At 59.8% G+C, this 20,493-nt stretch carries 18 protein-coding genes; 8 read left to right on the forward strand and 10 right to left on the reverse strand.

What is annotated here, in order from left to right:
• Positions 1–17 precede the first annotated feature (17 nt).
• Both CFBP1590_RS15460 and CFBP1590_RS15465 read right to left on the reverse strand, forming a co-directional pair.
• Entirely contained in the window at positions 18–1,055 is a 1,038-nt protein-coding gene (locus CFBP1590_RS15460; RefSeq protein WP_025996125.1) for an NADP(H)-dependent aldo-keto reductase, read from the reverse strand.
• Positions 1,056–1,175: 120 nt separating this feature from the next.
• Complete coding sequence (locus CFBP1590_RS15465) at positions 1,176–2,987, reverse strand: ABC transporter ATP-binding protein (protein ID WP_088235446.1); 1,812 nt, start codon at positions 2,985–2,987, stop codon at positions 1,176–1,178.
• 92 nt (positions 2,988–3,079) lie between these two features.
• Between CFBP1590_RS15465 and CFBP1590_RS15470 the strand changes: the two genes are divergently transcribed.
• Positions 3,080–3,505 (forward strand): DUF1810 domain-containing protein, encoded by a 426-nt coding sequence (locus CFBP1590_RS15470; protein WP_088235447.1) that lies wholly within the window; start codon positions 3,080–3,082, stop codon positions 3,503–3,505.
• Between the two features lie 132 nt (positions 3,506–3,637).
• Here CFBP1590_RS15470 and CFBP1590_RS15475 read toward each other — a convergent pair whose 3' ends face one another.
• From CFBP1590_RS15475 to CFBP1590_RS15490, 4 genes are all read right to left on the reverse strand, one after another.
• Positions 3,638–4,711, reverse strand: coding sequence for a DUF1615 domain-containing protein (locus tag CFBP1590_RS15475; RefSeq protein WP_032663943.1), 1,074 nt, complete (start codon positions 4,709–4,711; stop codon positions 3,638–3,640).
• Between the two features lie 81 nt (positions 4,712–4,792).
• Positions 4,793–5,701: a glutaminase B gene (gene glsB / locus CFBP1590_RS15480; RefSeq protein WP_004885243.1), complete on the reverse strand. Its 909-nt coding sequence runs from the start codon at positions 5,699–5,701 to the stop codon at positions 4,793–4,795.
• Positions 5,702–5,755: 54 nt separating this feature from the next.
• Complete coding sequence (locus CFBP1590_RS15485; RefSeq protein ID WP_088235448.1) at positions 5,756–6,763, reverse strand: ABC transporter substrate-binding protein; 1,008 nt, start codon at positions 6,761–6,763, stop codon at positions 5,756–5,758.
• A 32-nt stretch (positions 6,764–6,795) separates the two neighbouring features.
• Positions 6,796–7,611, reverse strand: coding sequence for a class II aldolase/adducin family protein (locus tag CFBP1590_RS15490; protein WP_088235449.1), 816 nt, complete (start codon positions 7,609–7,611; stop codon positions 6,796–6,798).
• Positions 7,612–7,814: 203 nt separating this feature from the next.
• Here CFBP1590_RS15490 and CFBP1590_RS15495 point away from each other — a divergent pair, with 203 nt between their 5' ends.
• The 5 genes from CFBP1590_RS15495 to CFBP1590_RS15515 all read left to right on the forward strand — a co-directional run bounded on the left by CFBP1590_RS15495 (position 7,815) and on the right by CFBP1590_RS15515 (position 13,636).
• Positions 7,815–8,792 carry an ABC transporter substrate-binding protein gene (locus CFBP1590_RS15495; protein WP_088235450.1) on the forward strand — a complete coding sequence of 326 codons (978 nt, stop codon included), beginning with the start codon at positions 7,815–7,817 and terminating at the stop codon, positions 8,790–8,792.
• Positions 8,793–8,892: 100 nt separating this feature from the next.
• Positions 8,893–9,921, forward strand: a complete 1,029-nt coding sequence (locus CFBP1590_RS15500; RefSeq protein ID WP_082654230.1) for an ABC transporter substrate-binding protein — start codon at positions 8,893–8,895, stop codon at positions 9,919–9,921.
• Between the two features lie 95 nt (positions 9,922–10,016).
• Complete coding sequence (locus CFBP1590_RS15505; RefSeq protein ID WP_231991729.1) at positions 10,017–10,556, forward strand: hypothetical protein; 540 nt, start codon at positions 10,017–10,019, stop codon at positions 10,554–10,556.
• A gap of 206 nt (positions 10,557–10,762) precedes the next feature.
• Positions 10,763–12,883 (forward strand): TonB-dependent siderophore receptor, encoded by a 2,121-nt coding sequence (locus tag CFBP1590_RS15510; RefSeq protein ID WP_088235451.1) that lies wholly within the window; start codon positions 10,763–10,765, stop codon positions 12,881–12,883.
• 24 nt (positions 12,884–12,907) lie between these two features.
• The gene (locus CFBP1590_RS15515; protein ID WP_004885236.1) at positions 12,908–13,636 is read left to right on the forward strand and encodes a DUF4198 domain-containing protein; all 729 of its coding nucleotides are present in this window, start codon (positions 12,908–12,910) and stop codon (positions 13,634–13,636) included.
• A 324-nt stretch (positions 13,637–13,960) separates the two neighbouring features.
• Here CFBP1590_RS15515 and CFBP1590_RS15520 read toward each other — a convergent pair whose 3' ends face one another.
• The 4 genes from CFBP1590_RS15520 to CFBP1590_RS15535 all read right to left on the reverse strand — a co-directional run bounded on the left by CFBP1590_RS15520 (position 13,961) and on the right by CFBP1590_RS15535 (position 17,786).
• Entirely contained in the window at positions 13,961–15,127 is a 1,167-nt protein-coding gene (locus CFBP1590_RS15520; RefSeq protein WP_088235452.1) for an acetyltransferase domain-containing protein, read from the reverse strand.
• A 92-nt stretch (positions 15,128–15,219) separates the two neighbouring features.
• Positions 15,220–15,780 (reverse strand): gamma carbonic anhydrase family protein, encoded by a 561-nt coding sequence (locus CFBP1590_RS15525; protein ID WP_004885233.1) that lies wholly within the window; start codon positions 15,778–15,780, stop codon positions 15,220–15,222.
• Between the two features lie 11 nt (positions 15,781–15,791).
• Positions 15,792–16,697 carry a GTP cyclohydrolase FolE2 gene (gene folE2, locus CFBP1590_RS15530; protein WP_025995420.1) on the reverse strand — a complete coding sequence of 302 codons (906 nt, stop codon included), beginning with the start codon at positions 16,695–16,697 and terminating at the stop codon, positions 15,792–15,794.
• A 180-nt stretch (positions 16,698–16,877) separates the two neighbouring features.
• Positions 16,878–17,786, reverse strand: a complete 909-nt coding sequence (locus tag CFBP1590_RS15535) for a LysR substrate-binding domain-containing protein (RefSeq protein WP_088235453.1) — start codon at positions 17,784–17,786, stop codon at positions 16,878–16,880.
• Between the two features lie 200 nt (positions 17,787–17,986).
• Between CFBP1590_RS15535 and CFBP1590_RS15540 the strand changes: the two genes are divergently transcribed.
• Both CFBP1590_RS15540 and CFBP1590_RS15545 read left to right on the forward strand, forming a co-directional pair.
• On the forward strand, positions 17,987–19,507 hold the full coding sequence (locus tag CFBP1590_RS15540; protein WP_004885230.1) for an ABC transporter substrate-binding protein: 1,521 nt from the start codon (positions 17,987–17,989) through the stop codon (positions 19,505–19,507).
• Positions 19,508–19,575: 68 nt separating this feature from the next.
• Complete coding sequence (locus CFBP1590_RS15545; RefSeq protein ID WP_088235454.1) at positions 19,576–20,493, forward strand: ABC transporter permease; 918 nt, start codon at positions 19,576–19,578, stop codon at positions 20,491–20,493.

The raw sequence follows: 20,493 nt of genomic DNA on the forward strand, positions 1-20,493 counted from the left end.
GTTCATTACCGTTGCGCTTACGGCGCCGGGTTAGGTTGCGAAATATGTATGGCTTCGATCCCGGCAATCACCTCGTCGGACAACGTGACATCGATGCTCGCCAGGTTGACAGCCAGTTGATCCAGCTTGGTAGCCCCAATGATGTTGCTCGTTACAAAAGGCCGGCTGGTGACATAGGCCAGTGCCATCTGCGAGGGGTCCAAGCCGTGCTCGCGGGCCAATGCCACGTACTTGGCTGTTGCACTGACGGCCTGCGGGTTGTTGTAACGCTGGAAGCGCTCGAACAGGGTCAGACGGCCATCGGCCGGACGTGCGCCGTCCAGGTATTTGCCAGCCAGAACACCGAACGCCAGCGGCGAATACGCCAGCAGACCGATCTGCTCACGAATGGCGATTTCCGCCAGGCCCACTTCGAAGGTGCGGTTCAACAGGTTGTAAGGGTTCTGAATCGACACGGCGCGCGGCAAGTCCAGCTTTTCAGCCAGATGCAGAAAGCGCTGGGTGCCCCACGGGGTTTCGTTGGACAGGCCGAAATGACGAATCTTGCCAGCCTTGACCAGATCGCCCAGCACCGACAGGGTTTCTTCGATCTCGACCGACTGATCGTCCGGGTCGTGGGTGTAGCCCAGAACGCCGAAGAAGTTGGTCTTGCGGTCCGGCCAGTGCAACTGATACAGGTCCAGATAATCGGTATTCAGACGCTTGAGGCTGGCATCCAGCGCGGCGGTGATGTTGTGGCGGTCCAGACGCGGGTTGCCATCGCGGATATGGTCCATGCGGCCCGGCCCGGCAACCTTGCTGGCCAGCACCCAGTCGCTGCGGTCGCCGTACTTCTTGAAGTACTCGCCGATGATGCTTTCGGTCTTGGTGTAGGTTTCGCCACGCGGCGGCACCGGGTACATCTCGGCGGTGTCGAGGAAGTTGACGCCAGCCTCTTTGGCCATGCGAATCTGTTCGAATGCCTCTTCCTGCGTGTTCTGCTCGCCCCAGGTCATGGTGCCCAGGGTGATGGCGCTGACCGACAGGTCAGTCTTGCCCAATGAACGAAATTGCATTGATGACTCCATCCGGTTTCAGAAAAAAAGCACACAGGGGTGCCATAAAAACGAGCCCTATAAAACGCCTGTCGATGATGCACTGCAAGGACTTTTGTTGCTTTTCATGACAGTCTTCATTTAGCGATAGCCCTGAGCCTGCAGGTCGAAAAGCGCCGCATAGCGGCCTTGCGCCTCGATCAGGCTGTCATGGCTGCCGCGTTCCAGGACCTTGCCGTGTTCCAGCACCACAATGTGTTCGGCGTTGCGCACGCTGGAGAAACGGTGGGAAATCAGCAGGGTCATGCGCCCCTTGGCGTACTCGCGGAAATGATCGAACACTGCCGCTTCCGCCCCGGCATCCAGCGCGGCCGTCGGCTCGTCGAGAATCAGAATGTCGGCATCGCGGCGCATGTAGGCACGTGACAGCGCAATCTTCTGCCATTGGCCACCGGACAGCTCCTGGCCGCCCGCGAACCAGCGGCCCAATTGCGTTTCGTACCCCTTGTCGAGCTGTTCGATGAACTGTGCAGCCATGCCCTGCGCTGCGGCTTCGCGCCAGCGGCTTTCGTCATGAAACGCGTCAGTGTCACCGACGCCGAGGTTTTCGCCGACCAGAAACTGGTAGCGAATGAAGTCCTGAAAGATTACCCCGATACGGGTACGCAGCGCCTCTTCATCCCACTCCTGAAGGTCGCTGCCGTCGAGCAGAATGCGCCCGTGATCGGGCTTGTAGAGACGGGTCAGCAGCTTGATCAGCGTGGTCTTGCCGGAACCGTTTTCGCCGACCAGCGCCACACTGCGGCCCGGCGCCAGGTGCAAGTCGATGTGCTCCAGTGCAGGACGGCTGGTGCCGGGATAGGTGAAACTCACGTCTTCGAAACGCAGGCCATCACCCGGCAAGGCGCCGTACGTCAGACTTCCGGCCGGCACGACGACCGGCTGGGCGAGGTAGACATAAAGATCGGCCAGGTACAGTCCGTCCTCATAAAGCCCACTGATCGCGCTGAGGCTGCTGCTGACGGCGGCCTGCCCCTGTTTGAACAGCACCAGGTACATGGTCATCTGGCCGAGCGTGATACGGCCGTGCACCGCATCGACCACCACCCAGGCGTAGGCCAGATAAAACGCGGCAGTGCCCAACAGTCCAAGTAAGAAACCCCAGCCGTCGCGGCGAACGGTCAGGCGACGGTCTTCGGCGTACAGTCGCTCGAAGGTCTCGCGATAGCGCTTGAGCAGCAGCGGCGCGAACCCGAACAGCTTGACCTCCTTGATGTAGCCCTCGTGAGAAAGCAGCGTTTCGATGTAGTTCTGGCGGCGTGTTTCCGGAGCGCGGCGGGTGAACAGACGGAATGCATCACCGGAAAAATGCGCCTCGGCAAAGAACACCGGCAATGCGCCGAGCACCAGAATTACCAGCGCCCAGGGCGAGAAATGCACCAGCAGCACGGCAAAGCTGATCAGCGAGATCAGGTTCTGCAGCAGGCCCAGCGATTTGGTGACCAGCGCCAGCGGTCTTGTCGAGGCTTCTCGCCGCACGCGCACCAGCTTGTCGTAGAACTCCGAGTCTTCGAACTGCATCAGCGACAGGGTCTGGGCCTTTTCCAGAATCAGGGTGTTGACCTTCTGCCCCAGCAGTACCCGCAACAGCGCTTGCTGAACCGACAGGCCTCGCTGGGCAGCGGCCAGCGAGGCCAGAACGCCCGCCTCGAACAGCACGTAGCGCAACACCGGCCAGAGCGGCGCTTCGCCGGTGCTGGCATGCAATTGCATGGCGCTGACCACGGCATCCACAATGCGCTGACCCAGCCAGGCGGCCAGTGCGGGCAACAGACCGGCCACCAGCGTGGCAAGGATCAGGCCCAGCGACAGCCATCTGGAGGTGGTCCAGACCAGTTGCATCGCCCGAAAGGCCTGCTGCATGAACGACGAAAAACGCTTGAAAACGGGCATACGCAATAGAACTCTTGATACCGGACCAACCCCTGAAGGTCGGCCATCATACGGCCGCATACGCAGGCTCGCTCAAAAACAGGAGGCTCATCGTGAACGATGCTTACAACCTGCAACGCTTTGTGGATGCCCAGCAACCGGTATTTGCACAGGTGCTGGCGGAGCTTGAAGCCGGGAAGAAACGCAGCCACTGGATGTGGTTCGTGTTTCCGCAGATCCGTGGCCTGGGTCGTAGTGACATGGCCCAGCGCTATGCCATCAGCAGCCTCGATGAAGCACGGGCCTACCTTCAGCATCCCTTACTCGGCCCGCGCCTTGAACAGTGCGCGCACCTCATCGCCCCACAGGTAGAACGTACGGCGCGACAAATATTCAGTTCGCCTGACGACCTGAAGCTGCATTCGAGCATGACCCTGTTCAAACTCGCAGCGCCTGACCGGCCGGTGTTTCAGGAAGTGCTGGATACGTTCTTTGATGGTGAGCCGGATGCGATGACGGTGAAGCTGGCAGGCGGTTGAATCGGTTTTCACGGTACACATCTGACTGTGGGAGGCGGCTTGCCGGCGATGCTTTTTCTCAGTTGATCCGCCGGTGGCTGGTCTGAGGCAATCGCCGGCAAGCCGCCACCCACAGGTATGCATTTGGCTTCGTTACATCCCTGCCGGAGCTCGCTGTACGCAGCGCTCACGCCGGTCATCCACGCGCTCGGCGAACCAGGCGGTGGTCAATTTGCGGGTGATCTTGGGGCTCTTCAGGGTGATGCCGGGCAGGATCGCACGGGGTAATGGCTTGCCGGCCGCTCTGTCGGCCATCGCAAACACTTTGCGGTACAGATCGGTTTCTTCGAATTCGAAGGTGTCGCCCTGCTTGAGCTGGCTCCAGATCTGCGACTTGTTCATGCCCAGCCGGTCACCCAGCGTGCGCACCGCCAGCTCGGTCGAGCCCGGCGAGGTGGAGTCGAAACGAATCAGGTCGCCGTCGAGCGCCAGATCGATGCCCGTCGCCTGACTCACCGCAGCCTGAAACGCAGCGTTGCGGCTCGCGTACCAACCGGCGTTGAAATCGGCGAAGCGGTACAGGGTTTTGTCATAGCTCACCGGGTAGCCCAGCAAGTGCGCGATACCGAAGTACATGCCGCCGCGCCGGGTAAACACTTCGCGTCGGATGGTGCCATCGACCGTGTAGGGATAATCCTCGGAACGCTTCTCTGCGAAGGCAATACTGACCTGCATCGGGCCGCCGGTCTTCACTGGGTTGAAGTTGCCGAACAGCGCCTGCCCCAGCGGGACCATGCCGATGAAGTCATCGAAGATCGCGCTCAGCTCTTTCTCGGTGCGGGCCGCATCAAGACGCTTGCCGTAGGTCTTGCCATCGGGTGAGCGAACGCGCAGCGCGGTGGCGATCAAGGCATTTGGAATATGCAGACGCGCCGCACGCCGATCAATTTCGGCGCGTGCAATGCGCCCCATGTCAGGAACGGCAGGGTCGACCTGATAGGTTGACTCCTGCTCGGTCACAGCCAGTACTGAACAGACATTCTCGGTGGTCAGGGGGATTTTCTGCGCTGTGAAGGCCGCCTGGATGTCCGTGGCCCACGCCTGACGGTCGCTGACCGTGGTCGGCATCAGGCGCAGGATTCGCGTCCGCGCCTGATCAGGGCTCAGTTCGGGTTCCTGTGGGCGCTGCGTGCCGCACGCGGCCAGCAGCATCAATGCGACGCTCATCGTGAGCGATTTGAACAGACCTTGATTCAATCCTTGACCCCGCTACGTGTGCTCTTCTGAGTCCAGACTCAGTGTCCTGCGTCAGAACACTGACCAGTCGATCCTCGCACTGAGCTTTTCCAGCGCAGCCATACCGACAAGCGAATTGCCCGCTGCGTTCAATTCCGGGGACCATACGCAGACCGAGAACCGCTCTGGCACAACAGCGACAATGCCGCCCCCTACGCCACTCTTGCCCGGCAGACCGACCCGGTAGGCAAAGTTGCCTGCCTCATCGTAAAGACCGCTGGTGGCCATGATCGAGTTCAGTTGCGTGGCCTGTCGGGCGCTCAGTATCTGCTCGCCGCTGTGAATGCAAAAACCCTGATTGGCGAGAAAACCGAAGGCGCGGGCCAGGTCGATGCAGCTCATGCTCAGGGCGCAATGATGGAAATAGCTGCGCAGCACGTCTTCAACATCACCATGAAAGTTGTCGAACGACTTCATCAGGTACGCCGCTGCGGCGTTGCGCGAACGGTGCTGGTATTCGGATTCGGCGACTTTGGAATCGGAGGTGATCGACGGGTTGCCGCACAGGCGCCGGACAAAGTCACGCATCGACAACGAGGGCGCCGCGAAGCGGGCCTGGTTGATGTCGCAGATCACCAGCGCACCGGCGTTGATGAACGGGTTGCGCGGCCTGCCCCGCTCGAACTCCAGCTGCACCAGCGAATTGAACGGCTGGCCGGAAGGCTCGTGACCGAGACGCTGCCAGATATCCTCGCCCGAGTGCCCGATGGCCTGCACCAGACTGAACACCTTGGAAATGCTCTGGATCGAAAACCGCGTTTCAGCATCGCCTGCGCTGAACATCTGGCCGTCGTTGCCGTACACCGCGATGCCCAGTTGATCGGGCCTGACGCCACCCAGTGCCGGAATGTAATCGGCCACTTTGCCCTGACCGATCAAGGGTCTCACTTCATCGAGGATTTCGTTCAGCAGGTCTTGCATCTAAGCGCCCCTTGTTTTGGGTGCGCACACTACACCAACAACAGGCGGCTGGCATCATCGCAAGGTGATATCCCGACTCTTCTCGAATGCCTGCCGGTCCACCAGCTCTGCAACCTTGACGGCATGAGGAAAGATTTTCTTCTCGACGAAAAGATCATCGACTTGCTGCAGGGCGTCGACGTCACGGTCTTCGACCGGTTCCAGTGCTTCGATGCCCCAGCTCTGCAATCGACGCGACACCGGCAGCGGAATGTCGTTGACCCTGGCAAAGACCTCGGCGTACTGATCGGTGTTGTTGCGTGCCCAGTCCAACGCCTTGGCCAGACGCTTGAGCACGTCGTTGATGGCCTGACGCCGGACGGGATCGATCAGTACTTCGTCCGAGGCGGTGATGAAGGTCAGGCCGGTATTGATGCCCTCGCCGCTGAGCAATACGCGGGCACCCTGCTCTTCGGCAAACGCCTGATAGACGCCGAACGTTGCCCAGGCTTCGATCTTGCCCGCATTGAAGGCGGGCAGCGCGTCAGTCGGCATGACGAAACCGATGTTCACATCCGTTTCTTTGACACCGGCATTGGCCAGTGCCCGGATCAACAGGTACTGAGAGATGCTGCCACGCGCCGATGAGATCACCACGTTGCGCCCTTTCAGGTCGGCCACGGTCTGAATCGGGGAGTCCTTGGGCACCAGAATGGCAATGCTGCGCGCCTGGCTGCGACGTACCGCAACGATGCGTAACGGCGCGCCGCCCGTTGCCGCCGCCAGCACCGGCGTGTCACCGGCAGGTGCCAGATCGACCGCACCGGCGCGCAAGGCTTCGAACAAAGGAGCTGCGCCCTGAAAGTTGGCCCATTCGATCTGATAGGGCACGCCGTCGAAAGCCTTTGATGCCTCGACCACTGTGCGCAGTCCCTTCGCCTGATCGCCCAGCACCAGCTTTACCTTCGACCAGTCCACGGTTTCGTTGCTGGAAACCACTTGCCGGTCTTCATTACCGCAGCCGATCAGCGCACTGAATGCCAGCACGGCGGCGCAGCTTCTGACCCAATAGGTGAAACCCATTACTGTGCGTCCTTGTGCGGGTGATCCATCATTCAGGTCTTGTAGTCGGTGCCGGTGCGTTCCAGTTCACGGATCAGCGCGTTCCAGTGTCGCGACACACCCGGACCGTGCCCGTCCTTGATGACTTTGGCCTGCTCTTCCACCTTGGCAATGACCTCACGCGGCGGAATCACCAGTTCCGCATTGCCCGCCGACTGCGCGGCAATCTGGATATTGCAGGCGTATTCAAGATTGTGCAGTTGCTGAAAGGCGTGCTCGACACTGACGCCGCCGGTCAGCAGCCCGTGGTTGCGCAGGATCATCACGCTCTTGTCACCAAGGTCCGCCACCAGCCGTTCGCGCTCGTCCAGATCCAGCGCGATGCCTTCATAACCGTGGTACGCCACGCGACCGGAAAAGGCGATGGCGTGTTGGGAAATAGGCAGCAGGCCGTCTTTTTGCGCCGACACCGCGATGCCGTCGCGGGTATGGGTGTGCAGCACAGCCTGCAAATCGTGACGCGCAGCGTGAATGGCGCTGTGGATCACGTAGCCTGCGTAATTGATGCCCAGCCCGGTCGGGTCATCGACAACCGTCCCATCGATATCGACCTTGACCAGATTGGAGGCCGTGATCTCGTCGAACAGCAGGCCGAAGGGATTGATCAGGAAGTGCTCGTCCGGCCCCGGCACGCGGGCGGAAAAGTGCGTGTAGATGTGATCGGTCCAGCGTTTGAGGGATGCGAGCCGATAGGCCGCGGCAAGCTTGACCCGGACCTCCCACTCTTGCGGCGAAACCCTGTTCTGCACGCTGACGCCGGACGAGGATGCCGTGTCCGGCTGAATCGGCAATGCGCTGACGTTGCTCATGATGATGTCCCTGACTATGCGAAGGCGATGGAGCAAGACTATGCGCCTAAGAAATCATTTAAAAAGCACATTTACTTATAAGCTAATTATAAAAAAGTAGAATATTAAAACTCGACGTTATGCTTACATCGATGCTCGACGTTTCTGATTGCTTCAGAAACAGGACTCCTTTCTGGCTAGCCGGACCGCATGGACGAGACCGAATGAGCAAAACGTTCAACCGAAGAAGTTTCCTGACGGCCAGCGCCGTGACCCTCGGTGCCACGACACTGGGTCTGACGCCCCGCCTGTTCGCTCAGGATCCACTGGCTGACCTGACCCTACAGGTCGCGACCTACCGAGGCGGAGACGCCAATTTCAATGAAAACGCCGGCAACGACAAACGGCCTTACACGGTGCAGTTTTCCGAGTTTCCGGGCGGCAATCTCATTGTCGAAGCGATAGCCTCGGGCAGTATCGACATTGGCTCGATGAGCGAGATACCGCCGATCTTTTCGATCCAGAGCCATCGTCAACCCAGACTGATCGCGGTGATGGAAGGCGACGTCAACAACCAGGTGTTTCTGATCCCCAAAGACTCACGCATCGAATCGGTCGCCGGGTTGCGGGGCAAGCGTGTCGGCTATGTCAAAGCCACCACGGCCCATTACTTCCTGATCAAGGCGCTCAAGGAACAGGGCCTGAGCATGGATGACGTCAAGGCCATCGCGCTCACACCGCAGGACGGCTTCACCGCCTTTCAAAGCGGCCAGCTCGACGCCTGGGTGACGTACGGCACCTTCATCCAGCTCGCCAAATTTCGCAGCGGTGCGCGGGTGCTGAAAACCGCGCAGGGCTATTTGTCCGGCAACTACCTGCTGGCCGCCCGTCCTGCCGCACTGGCCGATCCGCTGCGTCGTCAGGCCATCACCGACTACCTCACGCGTCAGCGCCAGACGCTGGAATGGATCAACGATCACCCTGAGGAATGGGCAGAGAAGTCCGGGCAACTGCTGGGCATCGACAAGGCCGTGTTCGCCGATCAGATCGCCAGCCGCAGCCAACCATGGAAGCTCAGGGCGATTGACGATCAGGCCATCGCCTCGCAACAGGAAGTGGCTGATGTGTTTTTCGAAGCGGGGGTGCTGAACGAACGGATTGACGTATCGCCGCTGTGGGACCGGCACTTTCAGCTGGCATGAATCGCCTGTTAGAGCGGCTTATGGTTATTCATTAACGTTATTTAAAAAATATTTCTTATAGCGTTAATCTCGAAAAACATTCCTGTGACTGGAGCAGCACATGGCAACGATCGACAAACGAACCTCACGTCTCGCCACGGCCCTAGGCCTTGCGGCCACACTGATTGCAGGTTCACTGCTGGCTCCGGCCACGGCACAGGCCGAAGGGGAAATCCGCATCGCCGAGCAGTTCGGGATTGTCTATCTGCTGCTTAACGTGGTGCGCGATCAACAGTTGATTGAAAAACATGGCAAGCAAGACGGTCTGGAGATCAAGGTCGACTGGACCCAATTGTCCGGCGGCTCGGCCGTCAACGATGCCCTGCTGTCCGGCTCTATCGACATTGCCGGTGCAGGCGTCGGCCCGCTGCTGACCATCTGGGACCGCACCCACGGTCGGCAGAACGTCAAAGCTGTCGCATCACTCGGCAACTTTCCGTATTACCTGGTGAGCAATAATCCCAAGGTGAAGACCATCGCCGACTTCACCGAAAAAGACCGAATCGCCGTGCCCGCCGTCAGCGTTTCGGTGCAGTCACGCTACCTGCAATATGCTGCGGCCAAACAGTGGGGCGACAAGGAGTTCGCGCGGCTCGACAAATACACTATCAGCCTGCCGCACCCGGACGCCGCCGCCAGCCTGATTGCCGGTGGCACTGAGCTGACCGGACACTTCTCCAACCCGCCCTACCAGGATCAGGAACTGCGCAACCCCAACGTGCATGTTGTGTTGAACACTTACGACCTGTTCGGCCCGAACTCACCGACCGTGCTGTTTGCCACCGAAAAATTCCGTAACGAGAACCCCAAGACCTACAAAGCGTTCATCGAGGCGCTGAGCGAAGCCGAGCAGTTCGTCCGCAAGGATATCGGTGCCGCCGCCGACACCTACATCCGCGTGACGAAATCGAAAATCGACCGGGCCGAGCTGCTCAAGATCATCGACCAGCCGGAACTCCAGTTCACCATCACCCCGAAAAACACCTATCCACTGGCCGAGTTCCTGTACCGCGTCGGCGCGATCAAGAACAGGCCGGCGTCATGGAAGGACTATTTCTTCCAGGATGAGAAGCCGTTACAGGGCAGTTGAGGACAGAAATAAACCTTGGCAGGTCATGAACCAGACACCTGAATTTCAGTCATATCAATGTGCCACTTTCGGCACCCGACAAGGAAATTCAGGTAATGGCTAGTCATTCTTTTTCATCGCGTTGGGGTTTTCGTTTCGCGGCGTTATTGATAAGCAGTCTGGCCTTTTCGCAGGCGCAAGCACTCGAATTCAACTCTGGTAGCGCGTCCAGTCAGGACAATCTGGCCGCGACCCATTACGAGGCGGTCAGTTCGGCTTACTCCGTACGCAGCACCAACGTCACCCTGGGTGATCTGCAGGCGCTGCTGAACGACTCCAAACAGAATGCGGCAAAGATTGAAAGTCTGAAACAGACCGTCGAGGCCCAGGCGCGCCTGATCGAGGAACTCAAGCGCAACAACAGCAGCCAGTCGCGCAGCAGCGACAGTGATGTTTCCGGCCTTAAAAGCAAGATCGACGATCAGAGCCGCGCGCTCGCAGCGCTGCAGAGTCAGGTCAGTGACTTGAAGCGCAATTCCGGTTCCAGCGCCAGCAGCAGCGACCTTTCCAGCCTCAAAAACGATATCAGCAACACGCGAAGTGAACTCAATTCGCTGAAAGGCACGGTCAGCACCCTCAGCAACCGCGTCAAGTAATCACGTCTCATCCCGGCAGGACACGAACGGGGCCGCGCTCCGTTCGTTTGAATCTTGAATCCTCTCCCCCCCGTTCTGATGCGTTGAATCGTCAAGCATTCTGCTGCGTCGGGCGCTGCAAAATTTGTTCGTTCACGACATGCCTGTATGGAAACAATTCTCATAAGAGATGTTATATTGTATCTATAACTATCAGGAAGTCTCACATGTCGTCTCGTAGAATTGCGTCTCTGGCAGGCTTGGCCATCGGGATGCTCGGCAATACCGGTTTTGCGGAAGAACAACAAAAAACCATCGAGCTGGAAAGCGTCAACGTCACCTCCGACTATCAATACGAAACGGCAACCAGCCCCGTACAGGGCTATCGCGCGACCCGCTCCGCCACCGCAACCAAGACCGACACCGCGATCAAGGACATCCCGCAGTCGATCAGTGTGGTGCCTGCGTCGGTGCTGAAGGATCTGGGCAGCAACAGCGTCGACCGTGCGCTGGACTTCGCTGGCGGCGTGTCGAAGCAGAACAATTTCGGTGGTCTGACGCTCTACGAGTACAGCATTCGCGGCTTCACCACCTCCGAGTTCTACAAGGACGGTTTCAGCGCCAACCGTGGCTACCCCGCCACGCCCGACGCGGCGAACATCGAGCGTATCGAGGTCCTCAAGGGTCCCGCTGCCAGTCTGTATGGCCGTGGTGATCCAGGCGGTACCGTCAACATCGTCACCAAGAAGCCACAGCGTGAAGCCTTCACCACCCTGCAGACCAGTGCTGGCAGCTGGGATCGTTACCGCACGGCGCTGGACGTGAATACGCCGCTGGACGAGGAAGGCAACCTGCTGTCGCGGGTCAATCTGGCAGTCGAAGACAACAACAGCTTTCGCGATCATGTCGAAAGCAAACGGGTGTTCGTTGCGCCCTCCTTCAGCTGGCAATTGAATCCTGACACTCACCTGTTGGTGGAAACCGAGTTCGTCCGTCATACGTCGACCTTCGACCGCGGCGTCGTCGCGCCCAACAACAAATGGAGCGGCGTGTCGCGCTCGACCTTTCTCGGCGAACCCGACGACGACATCGATAACGACAACAACATGGTCCAGTTCGCGCTGGATCATCAGCTCAATGACACCTGGTCGTTACGCCTGGCCAGTCATTACAAACAGGGCGAGATGTCGGGTTACGCCAGCGAATCGCGTCCTCTGAGCGCCGACGGCCGCACCGTCAACCGCCGCTATCGTGAGCGCGACAACAACTGGCACGACAGCATCACCCAGCTTGAACTACGTGGCCGGTTCGAGGGCATGGGCCTTGAGCACGAAGTGCTGATCGGCACCGAATACGAGAACTACCGCAAGAACGAGCGCGTCACAAACATCGCACCGGTAGCGGGCACCACCTACGCCATCGATCTTTACAACCCAATTTACGGCCAACCGAAACCCAATGGTGCCCGCTCGGGCACCGATTTTTTCGAGCATGTCGAAAGCCGTGCGTTGAATCTGCAGGATCAGATCGTTTTCACCGACAAGCTGCGCGGGATGATCGGTGCGCGCTTCGAACATTTCGATCAGCAGATCGACGACTACACCACCAACCGGACGTCCGGCCAGCGGCACGACGCGTTCACTCAGCGTGCGGGGCTTCTGTATCAGCTCACGCCGCAGGTCGGTCTGTTCACCAACGTCTCGACCTCGTTCAAACCCAATAACGGGCTCGACGCGTCAGGCAACACCTTCGATCCGGAAGAAGGCATTGGTTACGAAGCGGGTATCAAGAGTGAACTGTTCGATGATCGTCTGAGCACCACGCTGTCGGCGTTTCACATCGAGAAGGAAAACGTGCTGGCCCTGGACCCGTCCACCGACACCAACCGTGCCGTGGGCAAAGCGCGCAGCCAGGGTTTCGACCTGCAATTCACCGGGCAAGTAACCGAAGCGGTTCGCGTGATCGGTGCCTTCGCTTACATTGACGCCGAAGTCACCAAGGGTGACCGCACGATCCCAACCGGCAGCCGAATCCTCGGCGTGGCAAAGCACAGCGGCAGTCTGCTGGGTGTCTACGAGTTCCAGGAAGGCGTGTTGCGCGGTTCGGACATCGGTGCCGCCTACACCTATGTCGGCGACCGCTCCGGCGAGTCGGGCACCCGCTTCGAGCTGCCTGCGTACCAGACCGTCGATTTGCTCGCCCACTACAAGGCCAGCGACAACGTGACCGTGGGGTTGAACCTCAACAATATTTTCGACGAGAAATATTACGAGCGTTCCTTCAGCAATTACTGGGTCGCACCAGGCGAGCCGCGTAACTTCACGGTCAGCCTCACACTGAATCTCTGATCACTAAAACAACAAGGATGCATCATGCTTTCATCGAAACCGCTCGTGGCCCTGAGCCTGCTCAGCGCACTGTTCGCCGCTCAGGTCAGTGCCCATGGACTGTGGACCGAACAGCGTCGCGGCAACATCGAAGTGGTCTACGGCCACGGCGCCGAGGACAACGCGTTCAAGGCGCAGAAAGTCAGCGGCGCCTGGGCGTATGACCTTCAGGGCCGGATGATTCCGGTGACCGTGCAACGTCTCGACGACCACGCGCGCCTGGTGCCGATCAAGCCGCCGGCCGTGATGTCGGTCGCGCTGGACAACGGCATGTGGACCCGCAACGCCGAGAAGAAATGGATCAATGAGGGACGCAGCAAGGTGCCCAACGGCACCGACTCGATCCACACCTTCAAGTACAGCGTGGCCATCTACGAAGAAGGCGCGAAGCTGCCGACGTTCGAGAAGCTGAACTTCGTCATCGTGCCGCAGGCCGATCCGTTGAAGGTCGGCGTTGGCAAGCCGCTGCCGGTCAAGGTTCTGGTCGATGGCAAACCTGCTGCGGGCATCAAGCTGATCGGTGATTACCGCAGCGCGCCGGACGTGGTCAGCGCCGAGACCGATGCTCAGGGCATGGCCACTGTGGTGGTGCGTAACGAAGGCCTGAACATCATCGCAGCCGAAGTGACGCTGCCGGTGAAGGACAACGCCGATATCGCCGAGCGTGGGCTGTTCACCTCGCTGACTTTCGTGGGTGAAGCGCATCACGATTGATGCCTGACACGCTGCGCTGATGCGCAGCGAACACAGGGTTGCGAAATGCTTCTTTACGTCTGACACAGCACTGTCTGGCAGCAAAACAAAGACTGTGGTAGGCACCACCACGTCTTCGACGTAGCGCTGTCGCGCATCAAACACCGGCCGTCGTGGGAGCGGACTTGTCCGCGAATGCAGTGTTTCAGCCACCGCATATGCGTCGGATGTACCGGCCTTTTCGCGGACAAGTCCGCTCCCACCTAGTTTGCTGCGCGACAGCGCCACGTCGAAGACGTAGTGGCGCCTCCCACATTTTTGGCTCCGTGTCACGGCCGCACTGACTTACAAATACTTCAACCAGGTAATATCCCGACGACGTGCCTTAAGCGACGCGAACCAGCGCACGGCCGGGAACAGCATCACCGCCAGCACGATCGACGTCAGCCAAACGCCCCACATGTGGTCGAAGCCGAAGTAACTGCCCTGATTCTTGCCCCAGATCGCCAGTGCAATCAGGTACAGGATCTTCAGCACGTACAGGTGCAGCAGGTAGAAGAACATCGGTGCCGAACCCAGCACCACGAGCGGGCGCAGCCAGCCCTTTTCCTGAGAGCGCTCAAAGGCGATCAGAATCAGCATGCCGATGCCCAGCGTCAGGCTGATGAACAGTAACGATGGCGGGTATTTGGTGATGTTCAGAAAACTCATCACAGTCTGCAGTTCGGTCTCGCCCACGCTCCACGGTTTTTCACCGTAGCCATTGATCAGGCGCAGCACCAGGAAGCCCAGCAGCGCACCCAGACCGCACATCCACAGTTTGGCGCGGCGTGACGCGGCGTCATAACCCGCCGAGAACCATGGGCCTGCGGCGTAACCCAGCGCGATGATGCCGATCCACGGCAGCAGCGGGTACGAGGTGCGCAAGCGCAGATTATCCGAGACGTCGATCCAGCCACGGTCATGCAGGATGGCCCAGGGAATGTGCATCGCCGACTCGACGCCGAAGTGCAGCGAATCCAGCAGGTTATGACCGGCAATGATCACCACGCCAATCACCACCAGCGCCCAGCGCGGCAGGTAGACCATCATCGACAGCGCCACCATGCTCAGGCCGATGGCCCAGATCACCTGCAGGTAGATAACGGTCGGCGGGAACTGGAAGGTCCAGGCAAAGCTCACCAGCGTGAACTCGAGGGCGATCAGGAACAGGCCGCGCTTGAGCAGGAATGCCGATACGTCCGCCCGGCCGCTGTATTTCTCGCCATACAGGTAAGCCGAAAGCCCGGTCAGCAGGACAAACAACGGCGCACACAGATGGGCCAGCAGGCGGCTGAAGAACAGCTCGGGTTCGGTGCTTGCCACCTCCATCGGGTCCAGCACCTGACGGTGCAGAAAGAAGGTTTCCCGCACATGGTCCAGCAGCATGAAAAGAATGATCAGCCCGCGAAGAGCATCGATGGAACGCAGCCGGGAAGCCGGCGCACGGGAAGGATGAACAGCTGTCGTCATGAAGGGTCAAGGTCCGTGGGTGGGTGGGCAGTGTCGATTGTCCTGGCTGTTGCAGGCTTCCCGATCCAGAACGGGAAGCCCCTCGACCCTGTTTAAAACTCGTTCTGCAGCGCCTTGTAGCCGCGCACCAGATCGATGTTGGTGTGCGCCACGTCTTCTGAAAACTCCGAAGCCGAGATGCTCACTGGCGGGTACTGCGAAAGGTCGGTATTAGGCCCGATCCGGGTGGTGGACGGCACGTAAAAGTTTTCCGGCAGGTCGCGGCCGTCAACCACCGAGTTGTGGCGCACCACGCTGCCATTGCCGACCTGACAGTTGAACAGCACGCTGTTGAAGCCGATGAACACCCGGTCACCGACCTGACACGGCCCGTGCACGATGGAGCGGTGGGCAATCGAGGTGAACTCGCCGATGGTCACTGCCGCGCCGGATTTGGAATGGATCACCACGCCGTCCTGAATGTTGGAGTTGGCGCCGATCACGATGGGTTCCATGTCGCCTGTGGCATCGACTTCGTCGGCGCGGATCACTGCATAGGGGCCGACGAAGACGTTGTCCTTGATGATGACCTTGCCGCAGATGATCGCGGTCTTGTCGATGTAAGCGGATTCGGCAATCACCGGCAAATGGCCGGACGGGTTCTTACGGATCACGGTGGCAAACCTCAGGTCAGGTAATTGGACGTTTGTGCAGCGGCATCATGTGGGTGCAGGCTTTCGAAATGGCGCACGCTGACGCTGGAAGCGGCGTACAGGCCTTCCAGTGCCTGCTGGATCTTGCGGGCAGCGTCTTCGACGTACATCAGGTTCTGGCCGTTGAGCCGGGCGAACGCCTGCTCATCGGCGCGCTTGACGGCGGTCTGGACCGGCGTCCCCAAGGCACGCTCGGTGGTGTCGATCAGCGCCATCAAACCAAGCTCGGTAGCATGCTCCGGAATACGTACCTGAACCGTCGCCACGCTGCGCTGGCTGTGCGGCGTGGCGACCGAGCCGTTGGCGCGCAACCAGTTAGCGACCTGCATGGTGTCGACAAAGGTCTGACGGTCGAAATGGGCGATGAACGCGCTTTCCAGCAACTGTCGCGACAGCGCCGCCGAGCACGGGCAGGTAGACGAATAGGTAATGCCCACCGACAGATCCAGGCACAGGCGCCCCGCTTCCCAGATGCCTTCAAGGGTAACCGGATAGGATTTCCAGCCGCTGAGCCCTTCAGTGACCAGCGCAGGTCGGCGACACAGCAGGTTGAAATTCAGCCTGATGCGCGAGCGGGTGGAACGGCAACTGGCGTGGCTTTCCACCATCGCTTCGAGCAGGTCCGACAAGGACGCGACGTTGAGCTCACGCTCTTCGGCAAAGCGGTCGAGCAGGCGATACAGCCGCGACATATGAATGCCTTTGACACTCGGGTCGGCCAGATCAACATGCAGGTCCACGAAGGCATGCACCGAGTGGCTGACACCCTCTTCGCTCAAACGTATCGGCACTTCGATGGCTTGCATGCCGACCCAGTCGAGAGCGATCAGGGCCGAAGACGCTTCCGTCAGGGCAACATCAGGGAGAGAGTTGTTCATGTGAGTCGGTCGTCTCGTTGGCTGGCCTCGCTTGGAACGCGATGCCTGATGTCATGGGCCATCCATCAGCCCGCACAGATTCGTTACACTATAACATCATCAATACCGACAGCATCAACCGAACACGCGGTCCGCCCTGACCGCAACGGACACACTCGCCGGAAAATCCGGCGACAGGTTTCAGGTCTTCATCAATTCCTCGATCAGAAAGTCCCGGAATGCCGACACGGCCGCAGGCAGGTTGCGCCCTGCCATGCTTTGCAGTTCGATGCGCCGCGCCTTCATGCCCTCGTCGCTGATCGGCAGGGAAACGAGTTGTTTTTCCTGCACGCGCTTGTCCAGGGTCATCTCGCTGGACAGACTGATGCCGCCCTCCTCACTCACAAAGCGCAGCAGCGCGCCGATGTAGTTGCTGGTCAGCACCGGATCGAACATCAGGCCCTGCACGCCGCAGCAGATGTCGAACAATTGTCGCAGCGTGGTATCGGTGTTGGTCAGGGCAATGGCGTAGGGCTGCAGCTCGGCCAGCGCCACTTCCTTGCGTGACGCCAGCGGATGGTTGGGGCTGACCACCGCACAGATCGCGCCGCTGTGCACGTGCTCGACCTTGATTTCATTCTGCGGCGTGAGACTGAACGTCAGGCACAGGTCCGCATCGCCCGAGCGCACCCGCTCGGTAGCCTGCGCGGGTGCGCAGACTTCCATGGAAAAGTGGATGCCTTCATAGATTTGCCGGAAACGGGCGATGCACTGGGGCAGAAAATCGAGGGCAAACCCTTCGGAACAGGCCAGCCGCACATGCCCCCGCTGCAACCCCTGCAGCTCGGTAATTTCCAGCACCACCTGCTCGGCTTCCAGCTGCGATTTGCGCGCGTAGGCCGCCAGCCGGGTACCCGCCTCGCTGAGCACCATCCCTCGCGCCTGACGCTCGAACAACACCGCATCCAGCTCTCGCTCCAGCTTGCTGACCTGTCGGCTGACCGCCGAGGACGCGACATTGAGCCGGGTTGAAGCCTCGCTGATCGAACCGCACCGCGCCACTTCCAGAAAGTAGCGCAGGGCCGTGGATTGAACGCCGTAGAGCTGCATCGCGACTCCTGTGTTGCCTTTTTGGCAATGAAAGGTTCGAAATATTGTACTTGTGGCATTGATACGCTTTGCCTAGAGTCGTGTCGAGGCCGTCGGCTAGACCAAAAGAAAATCATGGCCGCTCAAGACATACCCCTCTTCTCGCATTTGCGATCCCACTGCCCTTTGATCCAATCACTTTGCCTTAGGGAGACCACGGCATGGGCATCAAGGGTTTCGCTCGCAGCATTGCGCTGTTGGGCCTGTTCAGCAGCTTTTCCGCGTTCGCCGGCAAGGCCGACGACACACTGGTTTACGCCTCCGACAGCGAGCCGGAGAACATCAGCCCCTATCACAACGACTTGCGCGAAGGCGTGATCCTCGGTCGCCTGATCTGGGACAACCTGGTCTATCGCAACCCCGACAACGGTCAATACGAGCCAATGCTCGCCACCAGCTGGAAGCAGGTCGATGACACCACCATCGATTTTCAGCTGCGCGAAGGCGTGAAGTTCCACAACGGCGATCCGTTCACCGCCGACGACGTGGTGTTCACCCTCAACTACGTTGTGTCTCCCGAATCCAAAGTGGTCACCGTGCAGAACGTCGACTGGATCAAGAGCGCCGAAAAACTCGGTGACTACAGCGTCCGCCTGCACCTGAAAAAGCCCTTCCCACCCGCACTGGAATACCTGTCCAACGCGGTGCCGATGTTTCCGAAAAAGTACTTCGAGCAGGTCGGGCTTGCAGGCTTCAGTCGAAAACCTATCGGCACTGGCCCTTACAAGGTCATCGCCATCGCGACCGGCGAAGGCGTGAAGATGGACAAGAACCCTGACTACTTCAAGGACAGCCCGCAGGGCCAGCCAAAGATCAGCCACATCAACTTCCGGGTAATCGCCGACGCCGAAACACGACTCGCCGAATTGATGACCGGCGGCATCGACTGGACCTGGCGCGTTGCGCCGGATCAGGCCGAAAATCTCAAGGCCATGCCCAATCTGGTGGTCACCAGCGGCGCGACAATGCGCATCGGTTTTCTGATTCTCGATGCCCGCGGCACGTCTACGGCCGACTCGCCCATGAAGCATTTGAAGGTGCGGCAGGCAATCAACCACGCCATCAACCGCGAAGGTCTGGCCTCGCAACTGGTGGGCGGCGAAAGCAAACCGCTGCAGGTCGCCTGCTATCCGGGCCAGTTCGGCTGCGACACCACGGCGGCCACGGTCTACAACTACGACCCGGCCAAAGCCAAGGCGCTGTTGGCCGAAGCGGGTTACCCGAATGGTTTTGAAACCGAGATCTTCGCCTACCGCGACCGTGACTACGTCGAGGCGATCATCGGCAACCTGCGCGCCGTCGGCATCAACGCCAAGCTTCGCTACCTGAAATACGCCGCCCTGCGGGACCAGCAACGCGGCGGCAAGGTGCCGATGTCGTTCCAGGCATGGGGGTCGTTCTCGATCCTCGACACGTCGGCCTCGGCAGGCACCTGGTTCAAGGGCAATCCCGACGACAACATCAAGGACCCGCAAGTCCAGGGCTGGCTGCAGACCGCCGACAATGCACTGGACCCGCAGGTGCGCAAGGACAACTACCGCAAGGCGTTGCAGCGCATCAGCGAACAGGCCTACTGGGCGCCGCTGTTCAACTACTCGATGAATTACGCCTACGTCTCGGACCTGAACTTCAAGCCGTACCCGGACGAGTTGCCGCGCTTCGTTTTGTCGAGCTGGAAGTAATGCCCTGAACGGGTGACCGCCCTCCGCGCGGCTCACCCCGTCATCCCATGGATACAAGGTCACGTGCCATGTCTGGATTTCTGCTGCGCCGCCTGGGCATTGCCCTGTGCGTCGCGATTACCGTCTCGGTGATCAGCTTTTCCCTGCTGCACCTGTCCGGTGATCTGGCCACCGCCATTGGCGGTCCAGAAGCCACCAGCGAGCAGATCGAACAGATCCGCATGCAATACGGCCTCAACAAACCGCTGGTCACCCAGTACTTCGAGTGGCTGAGTGATGTGTTGCGCCTCGATCTGGGCGACTCGTTCTTCTTTCAGGAGTCGGTCTACAACCTCATCGCATCTCGCCTGTCGATCACCCTGGGGCTGGGTGCCATGGCGCTGAGCATCGCGCTGTTGATCGCCATTCCGCTGGGCGTTCTGGCGGCAGTGAAACGCGACACCTGGATCGACCGGCTGGCACTGAGCATCGCTGTGCTGGGTCAGGCGATGCCGAGTTTCTGGTTCGCACTGATGCTGATCGTGGTGTTCTCGGTGACGCTCAAATGGCTGCCCGTGTCGGGTAATTCAACCTGGGCGCATTTCGTGATGCCCGCCATTGCGCTGGGCTACTACGCCACGCCCGCCATCATGCGTCTGACCCGTGCCGGGATGCTCGACGTGCTCAATTCCGATTACATCCGTACCGCACGCGCCAAGGGCCTGCGCCCCGGCACAGTGCTGTTCAAGCATGCGCTGCGCAACGCGCTGATTCCGGTGGTGGCGCTGGCCGCCGTGGAATTCGGTTTCATGCTCGGCGGCTCGGTAGTCATCGAAACTGTGTTCTCGCTGCAAGGCATCGGCCAACTGGCCTGGGACGCAATTGCCCGTGACGACTTCCCGGTGGTGCAGGCGGTGGTGCTGTTGATTGCCGTCATCTACATCGTCCTCACCCTGCTGGCCGATGTGCTCAACGCACTGCTCGACCCGCGCATCCGCGTGAAATAG

This window comes from Pseudomonas viridiflava, from assembly GCF_900184295.1.
GTDB classification, from domain to species: Bacteria; Pseudomonadota; Gammaproteobacteria; order Pseudomonadales; family Pseudomonadaceae; genus Aquipseudomonas; species Aquipseudomonas viridiflava.